General features: G+C 71.0%; 11 protein-coding genes. 6 read left to right on the forward strand and 5 right to left on the reverse strand.

The annotated features are described in order from the left end of the window. On the reverse strand, positions 1-916 hold a 916-nt coding region (locus D7V77_RS35235; protein ID WP_233597429.1), incomplete at its 3' end, for a glycosyltransferase. A gap of 452 nt (positions 917-1,368) precedes the next feature. Between D7V77_RS35235 and D7V77_RS35240 the strand changes: the two genes are divergently transcribed. After that, the gene (locus D7V77_RS35240; protein WP_233597430.1) at positions 1,369-2,268 is read left to right on the forward strand and encodes an alpha/beta hydrolase; all 900 of its coding nucleotides are present in this window, start codon (positions 1,369-1,371) and stop codon (positions 2,266-2,268) included. Here D7V77_RS35240 and D7V77_RS35245 read toward each other — a convergent pair. Next, entirely contained in the window at positions 2,255-3,067 is an 813-nt protein-coding gene (locus D7V77_RS35245) for an arginyltransferase (protein ID WP_120580655.1), read from the reverse strand. The two genes, D7V77_RS35240 and D7V77_RS35245, sit on opposite strands and share 14 nt — an antisense overlap. A 176-nt stretch (positions 3,068-3,243) precedes the next feature. Between D7V77_RS35245 and D7V77_RS43975 the strand changes: the two genes are divergently transcribed. The 3 genes from D7V77_RS43975 to D7V77_RS35255 all read left to right on the forward strand — a co-directional run bounded on the left by D7V77_RS43975 (position 3,244) and on the right by D7V77_RS35255 (position 5,997). Continuing rightward, on the forward strand, positions 3,244-3,414 hold the full coding sequence (locus tag D7V77_RS43975; RefSeq protein ID WP_158624551.1) for a hypothetical protein: 171 nt from the start codon (positions 3,244-3,246) through the stop codon (positions 3,412-3,414). A 262-nt stretch (positions 3,415-3,676) separates the two neighbouring features. Continuing rightward, the gene (locus D7V77_RS35250) at positions 3,677-4,537 is read left to right on the forward strand and encodes a glycosyltransferase (RefSeq protein ID WP_120580656.1); all 861 of its coding nucleotides are present in this window, start codon (positions 3,677-3,679) and stop codon (positions 4,535-4,537) included. 56 nt (positions 4,538-4,593) lie between these two features. After that, a complete protein-coding gene (locus D7V77_RS35255) occupies positions 4,594-5,997 on the forward strand; it encodes a pyridoxal-dependent decarboxylase (protein ID WP_233597431.1) in 1,404 nt (467 codons plus the stop codon). Positions 5,998-6,006: 9 nt separating this feature from the next. On the opposite strand, the gene D7V77_RS35260 is transcribed toward D7V77_RS35255, so the two are convergent. Continuing rightward, positions 6,007-7,326: a carbamoyl-phosphate synthase gene (locus tag D7V77_RS35260; RefSeq protein WP_172810505.1), complete on the reverse strand. Its 1,320-nt coding sequence runs from the start codon at positions 7,324-7,326 to the stop codon at positions 6,007-6,009. Between the two features lie 303 nt (positions 7,327-7,629). Then, positions 7,630-8,448, reverse strand: coding sequence for a class I SAM-dependent methyltransferase (locus D7V77_RS35265; RefSeq protein ID WP_120580658.1), 819 nt, complete (start codon positions 8,446-8,448; stop codon positions 7,630-7,632). A gap of 287 nt (positions 8,449-8,735) precedes the next feature. Between D7V77_RS35265 and D7V77_RS35270 the strand changes: the two genes are divergently transcribed. Continuing rightward, positions 8,736-9,344, forward strand: coding sequence for a hypothetical protein (locus D7V77_RS35270; protein WP_126936107.1), 609 nt, complete (start codon positions 8,736-8,738; stop codon positions 9,342-9,344). A 130-nt stretch (positions 9,345-9,474) separates the two neighbouring features. Next, a complete protein-coding gene (locus D7V77_RS35275; RefSeq protein WP_169822042.1) occupies positions 9,475-10,467 on the forward strand; it encodes a hypothetical protein in 993 nt (330 codons plus the stop codon). Here the strand turns inward: D7V77_RS35275 and D7V77_RS35280 are convergent. After that, the gene (locus D7V77_RS35280) at positions 10,422-12,014 is read right to left on the reverse strand and encodes an MBL fold metallo-hydrolase (RefSeq protein ID WP_120580661.1); all 1,593 of its coding nucleotides are present in this window, start codon (positions 12,012-12,014) and stop codon (positions 10,422-10,424) included. The two genes, D7V77_RS35275 and D7V77_RS35280, sit on opposite strands and share 46 nt — an antisense overlap. Positions 12,015-12,143: the final 129 nt, after the last annotated feature.

The following is a 12,143-nucleotide window of genomic DNA, read 5'->3' on the forward strand; positions in this document are numbered from 1 at the left end:
GGGCCTCCGAGGGGCCCGAGGGGCAGTCCGTGCTGACGATGGGGCAGCCCAGCGCGAGCGCCTCCAGCAGCACCATGGGCAGGCCCTCGAAGCGCGAGGACAGGGCGAACGCCGTGGCCCGCCGCATCAGCGCGTGCGGGTTGTCCGCGTAGCCAGGCATGAACACGGAGTCCCCCACGCCCAGTTCCGCGACCAGCGCCTTGAGCTCCGCCTCCAGCGAGCCCACTCCCAGGATGAGCAGGTTCGTGTCCGTCCCGGCCGCCTTCATCCGGGCGTGCGCGCGGATGAGCATGTCGAAGGACTTCTGCGGCTCCAACCGCCCCACCGCGATGACCACCGGCTTCTTGAACACCGGAACGGCCCACGCGGGCAGGGGAGCGTCCGCCGCGGCACGGATGCGGGCCGCGTCGACGAAGTTGGGGATGACCTCCATCCGCTCGCGGTCCACGTTCACCAGCTCCGCGAACGCCTTCGCGGAGTCGTAGCCACACGCCACGATGCGGTCCATGCCCGGGTAGAGCACCTTCAAACCCCAGAGCTGACGCTTCGGCTGCTCGCGGTGGAAGGCGCCCCAGTCGAAGTGCACCATCCCCAACACCGGCTTGCCCAGGAGGGCTCCCGCCATCCGCGCCAGCAGGGCCGCCCTGCCCTCCTGCCCGGAGACGATGATGTCCGCCTTGCGCGCTTCCTGGAAAAGCCGCCAGAGCATCCGCGGCAGCTCCCAGCGCCGGTAGGCCTCCACGCCCACGCCCCAGGAGATGGGCACGTCCGCGGGGATGCGCCCACGCGTGTCCGGCGGCGGCGGCCCATGGTGGAAGAACAGCGAGGGATCGAACCGCTCCCGGTCCAGACCCGCCAACACGTTGCACACGGAGCGCTCGATGCCCCCCGTCCCCATGAAGACGAGCGTGAACAAGACGCGCCGCCGCCCAGGGGCCGGAACCGCCATCTCTTGCCGCGCCTGCAGTTCCAATGTCTGGGATTCCCGGTAAGAAACGATTTTCTGACCTCCTGCCCGGCGAACGCGAGTCCGGCGAGCCCACCCCTGGAGCTGAGGGTTGATCATTAGCCCACGCACCTTGCGATAGGTAGCGAAGGTCATCCGGCGCCGCCACCCAGGAGACAGTTGAACGCCGTTCGTCCGGTGGATCTCCCGGGGGCGCCCACGCCATTTCGTGACAGCGGCCATCACCGGCCCGCTGATACATCGTTGAAACACCCGGAGGGCGTCCTGCCGGGCGAGTTCCACCACTGACGCGTCAAGAGGCGCCGGACGCGTCAGGGGACGGGGTTCACCGCTTGGGGACTCAACGAGCCCGGGGGCCTGCCAGGAACGGGATTCCGGGTATAGGCTCACAATTCATCCTCGTGAAAAAACCCATCCACCTCCAGCCCGCCCGTTTCATCGCGCTCGCCCTCGTGGGCGTGCTCGCGGTGGCGGCCTTCATCGCGTACCGCAGCGTCCGCACCGCACACGCGGTACTGCACCCCGCGCGCCAACCGTTGAAGCCGGTGGCGGAGGGCGCGCTCGCGGAGCGCACGGACGTGGTGTTGCACACGCGGGATGGCCTGACGCTGCGTGGATGGTACGTGCCGTCGCGCAACCACGCGGCGGTGGTGGTGATGCACGGCTTCGCGGAGAACCGCACGCAGATGCTCTTCGAGGCGGAGGTGCTCTCACGCGCGGGCTACGGCGTGTTGCTCTTCGACTCGCGCGGCCACGGCGAGAGCGAGGGCGACCTGGTGACCTGGGGCGACCACGAGCGCCAGGACCTGCGCGCGGCGGTGGACTTCGTCTCGCACCGCGACGACGTGGATCCATCCCGCCTGGGCGTGCTCGGCTTCTCCATGGGCGGCACCACCGCGATGCTGGAGGCCCTCGATGACGAACGCCTCAAGGCGGTGGCCGCCGCGGGCGCCTACCCGTCGCTGGAGGCGGACACGCGCTACAGCTACGGCAAGTGGGGGCCGCTGAGCGTGCAGCCGGTGCTCTGGACCCTGCGCCTGTCCGGCGTGGACGTGGACGCGGTGGACCCCATGAAGCGCCTGTGTGATTTGAAGGGCCGGCCGCTGCTGCTGATCAACGGCGACGTCGACGAGTACGCGCCTGCGTTCCTCCAGGACGCGCTCTTCCAGGCCGCTTGCGAACCCAAGTCCTACTGGGTGGTGCCCGGCGCGCACCACGGCGAGTACGCGAAGAAGGCCCCGGAGGAGTACTCGAACCGCCTGCGCGGCTTCTTCGACGCGGCGCTGCTCAGCGGTTCCTGAGCACCGCCTCCGGGCCCACCAGCTCCGGCGCGGGCGCGTCCGCCGCGGCTTCTTGCGCGTCAGCCGCGGCACGCCACTCGGGGGGCGCGTCCAGCGCGGGGCGGCCCTCCAGCAGCTCATGCGGGCGGAAGCCGGCCTTGTAGCGCAGCGAATCGCACGCCAGCACGCGGTAGCCCAGATACACGTAGGGGATGCCCCGCTCGCGCGCCAGCTCTACCTGGAACAGCACGCTCGCCTTGCCCAGGGACAGCCGCCCGTAGGCCGGGTCGTAGAAGAAGTACACCGCGCTCCATGCGTGCGGTGTCTCGTCGCACAGGCCCAGGCCCACCAGCTTCGGGCCCGTGGGGTCGCTGTCGTCGTACCAGGCCACCTCGCGCGCGGACGGGTGCGGGAAGGCGAACTGGAACGAGTACTCGCGCTCCCCCAGCTCGGACGACTCCCAGTCGCGGGATGACTCACGGTCCGCGTGCCACGCGCGGTACAGCGCCAGGCGCTCCTCGTCCACGCGCGGCGGGCCCACCTCCACGCGCAGGTGCGCGCACGCGGCGCGGGCCCGGCGCTGGCTGCGGTTGGGCGTGAAGCCCGCCACCGGCACTCGCAGGGACACGCACTCGTGGCACGACGCGCAGGCGGGCCGGAAGTACTGCGGACCGAAGCGGCGCCATCCGCGCACCAGCAGGTGCTCGTACTCCTGCGCCGTCACGTTGCGCATCAGCAGCGTCTCCAGGGACGCCTCCCGCTCCGGCAGGTAGCTGCACGGGCGCGGATTCTCGATTTCATGTGCCAGCAGGACGGCCATCGGTGTTCCCTTCCTGTCGGCCCCAGGCTCCGGCGTCAAGCCATGCCTGCCCGTCCGGCGACCCACCTTTCGTCGGAAACGACCCGTCCGCGTGGGCCGTTTCGTATCCAGAAGTGGCACACCGACTGCAAGTCCCCGGCTGAAGCCGTACCGCTTGCGGAAGAGGACGAACGCACATGGCCCGCGAGGAACTGCATCCCGGATGGCTGCCGCTGGACCCCGAGGAGGCCGACGGCCCCCTCTCGGGCGACGCCTTCTTCGAGGAGGACGACGCCTTCCACTCCGCCCCCGGAGCCGACGCCATGGACGACCTGGACGCCTTCGATTTCGCCGTCGCCAGCTACTGAAAAACCCGTGGCCAGCGAGCCACGGTGTGGCAGCCCTGTCGCGATCCGACTGTCATTTTGTCCGGTCCGCCCCCTGAAGGGGCCGTAGAAACTTCCGAGAAACCGCGAGACGGCCTCCCGCGTTCGCTTCCCCGGACAGCAGGCGGGTAGCGCCGGACACAGGGTCCGAGGCGCAATGCCCCCGGGTGGCGGAATGCCCCACGCGCGGAGGGGCTCGGCTCGCTTCTCAGTCGTGGGGGGCCACCGGTATAAACCGGGGCCTATGTCATCAGTCGACGTCTCGGTGGTGATGCCCACGTACAAGCGCGAGAAGGACGTGGTGGAGGCCATCCACTCCGCGCTGCGTCAAGAAGGCGTCCAGGTAGAGGTCATCGTCCTGGATGACTCCGCGGAGGGCACGGCCCGGGACGCGGTGCAGGGCATTGGCGATGCCCGCGTGCGCTACTTCAAGCAGGAGGTGCCGTCCAAGGGGCGCCCCGCGCTGGTGCGCAACCACGGCGCCACGCTGGCGAAGGGCCGCTACCTGCACTTCCTGGATGACGACGACATGCTCGCCGACGGGGCGCTCAAGTCGATGGTGTCGGCGCTGGACGCGCGGCCGGACGCGGGCGTGGCGGTGGGCTGGGTGGTGCCCTTCAGCGAGGACCCCGAGTGGCTGGAGGACAAGAGCACCTACTTCGAGCGCGTGGCGCAGGTGGGGGCCACCACGCCCAACAGCGCGTGGACGGTGGCGCACATCCTGTTCCTGGGCACGCTGTACGTGAACTCCGCGTGCATGGTGCGCCGCGAGTACTTCCAGCCCCTGGGCGGGTTCGATCCGAACATCCCCGTCTACGAGGACGTGGACTTCTACATGCGCGGCATCCGCCGCTACGGCCACGTCTACGTGAACCGGCCCATCCTCAACTACCGGGTGGGCAAGCCGTCGCTGATGAACGACCTGGGCAAGACGGGCGCGAAGGTGGAGAAGTCCGTGGCGGAGTCCAACGCCATCATCCACAATAAGTACCGGCGCGAGCACGGCGAGCTGGAGTACCGGCTGCTGCAGCTGGCCACGCGCGCGCTGAAGGACCGCTTCGGCCTCACGCGCTTCCTCCCCCTCAAGCTGCCTGGCGTTTCCTGAAAGGGCCCCACACCGTGAGCCTGCGTCGTCGTCTCGTTGGAACCGCAAAGCGCCAGTTGAAGCAGACCCTGGGGCCCGTCGTGCAGCGCGCGATGGCCCCCGCCCGCGCCTTCCTCCCCCCGGAGACGTGGGGCCTGGAGTCGCGCGCCGGCCAGGGCCTCTTCCTGGAGGGCGTGTCGCTGTCCCAGCTGGCCACTGAGTACGGCTCGCCTCTGCACGTGGTGCACATGGCGGCGCTGCACCGCAACGCGGACGCGTTCCAGGCGGTTCCCCCGGGCGCGGCGGCCGGCTGCGAGGTGTACTACTCGTACAAGACCAACCCCGTGCCGGGCGTGCTGTCCGCGCTGCACGCGCGCGGCGTGGGCGCGGAAGTGATTTCCGCCTATGAGCTGTGGCTCGCGCTCAAGCTGGGCGTGGCGCCGGAGCGCATCGTCTACAACGGCCCGGTGAAGTCGGAGGCGTCCATCCGCGAGTCCATCACCCGGGGCATCGGCCTCCTGGCCGCGAACCACCGCGAGGAGATGGACGTCTTCTCACGCCACGCGGCGGAGCTGGGCAAGCGCCCGCGCGTGGCCGTGCGGGTGACGACGATGTCGGGCTGGAACTCGCAGTTCGGCACGCCCATCGTGGGAGGCCAGGCGCTGGCGGCGTACCGGCAGGCGATGTCTTACGGCAACCTGGACGTGGTGGGCCTGCACGCGCACCGGGGCGAGCTCATCCGCACGGAAGCGGAGCTGGAGGGCTTCGTCGGCGCGGTGCTGGACTTCGCGGACGAGCTGCACCGCGAGCTGGGGTTGGAACTGGAGGTGCTGGACCTGGGCGGCAGCCTCTGCACGCCGACGGTGGAGCACATCGAGCAGCGGGACTGGCGGCTCAACCTCACCTTCCAGCGCGACCTGCCCGCACCGGACTTCGCGGCGGCGCTCTCCATCGAGCAGTACGTGGCGAAGGTGGTGTCCCAGGTGGAGGCGCACTACGCGAAGCAGGGCCGCAAGCGCCCGCGCATCTTCCTGGAGCCGGGCCGCGCGATGACGGGCAACACGCAGCTCCTGCTGGGCCGCGTGCACGCGCTCAAGGACGGCGGCGAGCGGACGTGGGCGGCGCTCGACATGGGCATCAACCACGCCGAATGCGTGCGCAACGAGTACCACCAGCTCTTCCACGTCGAGCAGCCGGCCGCGCCCGCGCACCGGGCGTACACGGTGGTGGGCCCCGTCTGCACCCCGGCGGACACGCTGTACCACGCGGTGCGGCTGCCGGAGCTGAAGGTGGGCGACACGCTGGCCATCATGGACGCGGGCGCGTACTTCGTGCCCTTCGGCACGTCCTTCTCCTTCCCGCAGCCGGCCATCGTGGGCGTGGAGGGCGGGCAGGTGCGCAGGCTGCGCCGGGCGGAGACGCACGAGGACCTGATCACCTTCGATGATCCGATCCCCGCGGCCCCTCGTTCCGCGGGCTGACGGCCCTTTTCAGCGGTTGAAGACCATCATCCGCAGGAAGGCGCGGGGGTGGCGCGCGGCTCCATAGGAGATGGTGGCCAGCTCCACCGCCGCGGGCATCATGTCGTCCCGGTCGATGAGCGGATCCACCGCCGTCGCCTTGTGGGTGTTGAACCACTGCCGCCACTGCCGGGCCTCGTCGGCCGGCAGCGCGCCGGACAGCCGCTGGAGGTTGAGCAGCATCTCCAGCGCGATGCGGTTGCAGAACACCGCGTCCTCGTGCGCGGCGCTGGCGTCGCGTGCGTCCTCCACCGCGCGCTTGAGCGCGTCCCGGTCCCCGGTGGCCGCGTGGTACGCGAGCAGCGGCAGGGGCAGCCCCCGCGCGATGTCGAAGCCCATCTGCCCGTAGAAGCGCGGGTTGAAGTCGATGAGGAGGTACGAGTCCTTCGTCTGGATGAACTCCACCTCGAAGACGCCGTGGTAGCCCAGCTTCTTGCACAGCCGGGTGAGGCCCGCGACCAGGTCCGGGCGCAGCGGCGAGGACTCGAAGCAGACGCCCACGCCCAGGCGGCGCGGACGCTGGAGGACCTTCATCGCGGCGCGGGCCTCGAAGAGCTCGCCGGACTCATCCACGAAGCCGGAGAGGCTGTAGATGCCCTCGGCGGCCTCCGGGTGGAACTCCTGCACCATGGGGTTCACCACGGCCGGGTCGAACTTCACGAGCATGGACGCGTAGGTGTCTCGCGCGAACTCGCGGTACTCGCGCGCCAGGTCGTCCGGAGAGGCCACCGGCTGGCCCTTGCGGTGCGTGGCGTGGAGGATCTGCGTGGTGGGCTTGAGCAGCACCGGGAAGCTCGCCTCGCGGCGCACCTGCTCCAGGTCCGCTTCCGACTGGGGGAACCAGGTGCGCGGCAGGTGCAGGCCCACCTCCGTGCCCACTTCGTAGAGGCGGCGCTTGTTGAGCAGCCCGTACACCGCGTCCACGCCCGGGTCGTAGAGGTGGAAGAGGTCCTCCAGCTTGGAGCGGTGCGCGGAGATGAGCCACGCCAGTTCGTCGCTCGTCGGGTAGAGCACGTGCTTGACGGGCTCGCGCAGGCCGAAGTCCACCAGCCACTGCAGGAAGGCCTCCGGCTGGGACTCCGGCGGGCACTGCACGCGGCGGCTGACGAAGCGCGAGTAGCTGGCCGGCCCCAACCGGCCGGTGTCCGCCACCGTCACGTCCACGCCGTGGCGGCCCAGACAGCGGGCGGCGGCCAGGGTGCCGTAGAAGTTGGCGGAGAACAGCAACGCGGGGGGCCGGGTCGCGATGGCGGCCGCGGGGGCCTCATCGGAGTAGGCGGCCTCTTCCATCTCATGCTCCAGTTTCACGGGGTCGCCCTCGCGGCGCGGGCGCGCGGAGGAACGACGGGATTGGCGGTGGGGACGCTGCGCGTGACGACCCCGCCCGAGCTCGGAGGTCGACGGGCCGGCGGCGGACGAGGTGCTTGCCATCAGCCCCGCGGCGAGAAGCGTCAGAAGGTGCCTGTTCATGTCGAGCCGTCTGCCTCTGGCGAGTCGGGGGGACGCCGGAAGCTCAATTCCCGACAGAATACCTTTTCCGGTGGCGCTTGGGACCGGCCCCCGCACGATTGCACCTCCAAGGAGCAACCGGGCTCACGCCGGAGTGCCGCCGGGCGGGCTCCAGCGCAGACAGCCCCGGGTCAGGAGCCACGCGTCGGTGGCGACCCCAGGGGTCATGCTCGCGAGGCGCACGACGGACTCGGCGAAGGCGTCCGCGGGCGCGGTGTGGCCTTCCGCGCGCGCGGCGTTCCAAGCCGCCTCCCATGCCTGGAAGAAGGCGTGCATGGGGTCGCCAGGGCGGACGCGGCGGCGCAGGTCGCGGGGCAGCCAGTCGCGCAGGAGCAGCGGCGCGAAGCCCCGGGAGAAGTCGGTGTGGAAGAGGAGGCCCTCTCGCGTGGGGGCTTCCGCGTCCGGCGTCCGCCGCAGCAGGTGGGCCACCAGCACCGCGCCGTCCGTGTCGGAAGAGCCCTCCACGAGCAGCCCGCCGGGCACCAGGTGCCGCGACATCGCGCGGTGGGCCTCCGGGATGCGCTCCGGCGGGCCCTGGCGCAGGAGGTTCATGGCGCGCACCAGGCGGGCAGGTTCGTCCGGTGACAGCGGGAGCGCGAAGCCGCCCTCGCGGAAGTGGGTGCGCGCATCCGCGTGGTTTCTCGCGGCGTCCGTGGCGCGCTCGGGGTCCAGCTCCACGCCCACCACGGACAGCTCCGGGTTCAGCGCGCGGAAGGCGGTGGCGCTCTCCAGCGTGGTCCACGGGTGTTCACCGAAGCCCACGTCCACGAAGACGGCGCGGGCCCAGGGGCCGTCGTCACGCGTGAGCGACGTGGCCTCGAACTGGCAGAGGTACGCGTCCAGTGCGCGCAGACGCCCACGCGTGGTCCTCCCCCGGGTGCGGGTGTCCAGCTCCTGAGCCATGGGCACGACATGGGCGCTCCGGGCCGGGGACGTCAAGGGTTCCCCTCCGGTTGTAGCGCGGGGAGTCATTGCCGGGCGCTCGCCGTAACACGGCATGTCACAACTTCTGTCACAAGCCTTGTTACATCCGGAGGCTTTCCCTCTGGAGCCGGGTGGAACGCGGCCGTGAGAGGGATTGGCACCACTGCTGCACAGGGGAGCCGCCGGTGCCGAGGTCCCGTGGCATCCGCGACCGCAGTCCCCTCCTGGAGATTGGTTCCCCGTCCCCCATGATCACTTCCAGCTTCATGCGCTCCTCCCTCGTTGCCGCCCTCCTCCTCTCCGGCTCCGCCTTCGCGGGCGAGTCCAAGTACGCGTCGGCCGCCGCGGCCGCCTGCACCGAGCTCAAGAGCGAGCTGTCGCGTAGCGCGAAGGAGCAGGGCCTCGCGATCGACGAGGCGGAGATCGGCACCCACACGTCGGAGCAGGCCACCGTCGTGGCGACGAGCATCGCGGGCTTCGACAAGGTCCCCGCCACGGAGTACGCGAAGGGCGTGGACGCGGCCTTCGTCTACATCGACTCCGAGGAGGCGGGCATCCCCGCGGGCAACTACCGCGTGAGCATCCGCGCCAACCCGGAAGACATCAAGGTGGGCAAGTACAAGGCCATCGCCAGCCTCATCGACAAGGACGGCAAGGAGGTCGCGCAGCGCGCGACGGTCATCGAGACCTTCCCCTCGGCGGTGAAGTCCGCGCGCTACGGCTCGCCGATGAGCGTGGGCATCCAGCAGCACACCATCAACGACTGGAACCTCACGCGCTTCCGCAAGACGATCATCGTCGTCATCGTGCACTCGTGGGGCGTCACGGTCATCGACCTGTTCGGCACGGACTACAGCAGCTACTACGGCTTCTAGTTCCGCGTTCCGCCGCCGGGAGCCTCGTGGGTTCCCGGCGGTGCGATTTTCGTCCCGCCCGCGGCGCACCTAGAGTGCGGGGCCTGTGAGCCCTCCGTCCGCGACCTGCCCCCGCTGTGGCGCCCCCCGCGTGGCGGGGCCCGAGTGCCCGGCGTGCGGCGTCATCTACCTGCGCGCGGAAGTGCGCGCCGCCACCCAGCAGGCCGAAGCGCGCGACCGCGAGGCCCGAGAAGCAGTCCAGCGCGCGGCCGAGGACCAGCGGGCCGCCCTGCGCGAGGCCCTGGAAGCCCACACCGTCCCCACGTTCGTCTCACCCCTGGTCGCGGCCCAGCCCGAGCCGGACCCGGCCATGGAAGGCATCACCCTCCACGGCGAGCACACCGGCGACGAGGGCCGCCTGGAGGCACGGCTGCGGCTGGCGGTGCTGCCCGTCGCGCTCGGCATCGCCTGGCTCGCGGTCCGTTCGCCGGGCTTCCAGGGGCTCCTGCGCATCTTCTTCACGATGCCGGTGCACGAGCTGGGACACGCCGTCACCGCGTGGTTCTGCGGCTTCAGCGCCACGCCCACGCTGTGGGTGACCCACGTGTCGGACGAGCGCTCGACGTTCATGACCGTCGTGCTGTCGGGGCTGTTGGGCGCGCTCGTGTGGCAGGGCTGGAAGCGCCGCCGGTGGGCGTGGCTGGGCGTGGGCGCGGGGCTCCTCGCGGTGCATTGGACGGGCAGGTTCGTGCTCACCCAGACCCAGGCCCAGGCCCTCTTCTTCTTCGGCGGCGACGCGGGCCTGATGGTGTTGGGGGCGCTGCTGATGGCCACGTTCTACGTGCCGCCGGGCCACTACCTCCACCGGCATCAGCTGCGTTGGGGGTTCCTCGTCATGGGCGCGGCGGCGTTCATGGACGGCTTCGAGCAGTGGTGGGCGGCGCGCAGGAACGTGGACCGCATCCCCTTCGGCCGCATCGAGGGCGTGGGCCTGAGCGACCCCAGCGCCCTGGTGGAGACCTACGGCTGGACCGTCGGCAACATCATCCGAGGGTACGTCACGCTGGGCATCGTCTGCCTCGCGGCCCTGGGCGTGCTCTACCTCGTCTCCCTCTGGCGTGTCCGCGACGTGCTGCGCGGCTGAGGCGCTGCCTCGCGCCAGTTCCCGAACGGCCACTCGAAGCCCGGCGTGCTCAGCACCTCCGGCTTCCGCGCGCCCCGCCAGCGCAGGGCCTCGCCGGGCCGCAGGAGGAGCGCTTGCGGCCCTTCGCCCTGCTCCTTGTGCACCTGGGCCAGCCGCTCCGGATACGGATCCGCGTCCGGGTTCTCGTCCATGTTGCTCGCACCCTCGACGGGCTCGCCCGGATAGCCGGCGTAGCGAGGGCCCATGCCCTCGCGCCAGTACCAGGGGGCGCCGCCGTCCGCGCAGGGCACCACGTAGCGCGCGCCCAGGAGCGCGCCGTAGCGCAGCGCCTCCTCCGGGCCCGCCATCAAGCGCTGCGGCGTGGTGAGCGCGTCGCGCGGCACGTTGACGAGGAACGCATCCAGCGTGGTGAAGCCGAAGAAGATGGGCGGCAGCCGGAAGCCGCGCACGCCGCAGAAGAGCACGTCCACCGGCCCCTGCTGCTTGCGCACGCGGCGGCACACCGCGTCCATGTCCCCGCGCACGTCATGCCCTGCGTCCGCGAAGAAGGCGGCGGAGAAGTCCTTCGAGCGCACGAGCCACGTGTTGCCCTCGTTGTAGAGGTCCGGGTGGGGCCCCTCGCCGTCGGTGGGCTGCTCGCCGTGGAAGGGCAGCGCGTGCACCGTCACGTCGCCCACCTGCCGCGTCTCTCCCCAGCGAAGGGGCTCCACGTGCGTGAAGCCCAGCTGCTTCAGCCGCAGCGCGCAGTCCGTGGAGAAGAGGCTTTCGCGAGCCACCGCCGGCACGAAGATGCGCGTGTCGCGAGGCAGGGGCAGCAGCGAGCCCAGGTGGAAGTGGTCCCCATGTGAATGGGTGATGACCACCGCGTCCACCCGGCCCAGGTCCGACGCCTGCAATGAACCATAGCCGGGCAGGTCCGCCTCGCCCGTGGGGCGGAAGTACGGGTCCACCAGCACGCGCCCTTCCCTACCCGACACCAGCACCGTGTTGTGCCCCACGAAGAGGGCCCCCGGTCCCGGCACGTCCACCGGCCCGTCATGGCGCACGAGCCAGCCTGCCTGCGACAGGTCGCCGAGCAGCTCGCCCACGACGGGCACGGTGGCCAGCGCGCGCAGCTCTTCACGGGTCGCGCCGCGAGCGAGCGACGCGAACAGGTCCGCCACCACGGGCCAGTCCTTCGCGCGCACCGGAACGTCCAGCCCCAGCGAGTCCTGGCGCAGGTGCAGCACGCGCGGGCGGTGGCGCAGCGGATCCGGGAAGAGGACGTCCTCGCGCAGCACGCGCCGGCCCATGCGCCGCTTCGTGCCCTGGCAGAGCGCGGCGTAGCGGGGCGTCTCCTCCAACCAGCGAATGAGCGCGTCCGCTTCGCGCAGGGCGCCCTCGCGGCCCAGCGCGGCGATGTGGCGCTTCAGCGGCACCTGCGCGCGGCGCACGGGGCGCGCGGTGGGCCCCTGGATGCTGCACCCCAGGTCCTCGTGATGGTCGGCCTCCGTGCGGGCGGAGGCGAGGACGGCCAGGCTGACGCCTCGGTGCAGGGTGAATCGCATGCGTGCGACGTCGCATGGCGCCCTGGCCTTCGCAAGGGGTTGCGCTTGCGACCGGCCGCCGGGCTGCCCGCGACCTCTCGGGTTGTGGGCGCCCCATGGAGGCCGGTACCCTCCCGCGCACCCATGGCC

Origin of the sequence: Corallococcus sp. CA041A (assembly GCF_003612075.1) — a bacterium.
Lineage (GTDB): Bacteria > Myxococcota > Myxococcia > Myxococcales > Myxococcaceae > Corallococcus > Corallococcus exiguus.

Excerpts from the sequence above, each read along its gene's own strand:
- D7V77_RS35245 (WP_120580655.1), bottom strand. The coding sequence starts at position 3,067 with ATGGCCGTCCTGCTGGCACATGAAATCGAGAATCCGCGCCCGTGCAGC.
- D7V77_RS43975 (WP_158624551.1), top strand. The coding sequence starts at position 3,244 with ATGGCCCGCGAGGAACTGCATCCCGGATGGCTGCCGCTGGACCCCGAG.
- D7V77_RS35250 (WP_120580656.1), top strand. The coding sequence starts at position 3,677 with ATGTCATCAGTCGACGTCTCGGTGGTGATGCCCACGTACAAGCGCGAG.
- D7V77_RS35260 (WP_172810505.1), bottom strand. The coding sequence starts at position 7,326 with ATGGAAGAGGCCGCCTACTCCGATGAGGCCCCCGCGGCCGCCATCGCG.
- D7V77_RS35265 (WP_120580658.1), bottom strand. The coding sequence starts at position 8,448 with ATGGCTCAGGAGCTGGACACCCGCACCCGGGGGAGGACCACGCGTGGG.
- D7V77_RS35270 (WP_126936107.1), top strand. The coding sequence starts at position 8,736 with ATGCGCTCCTCCCTCGTTGCCGCCCTCCTCCTCTCCGGCTCCGCCTTC.
- D7V77_RS35280 (WP_120580661.1), bottom strand. The coding sequence starts at position 12,014 with ATGCGATTCACCCTGCACCGAGGCGTCAGCCTGGCCGTCCTCGCCTCC.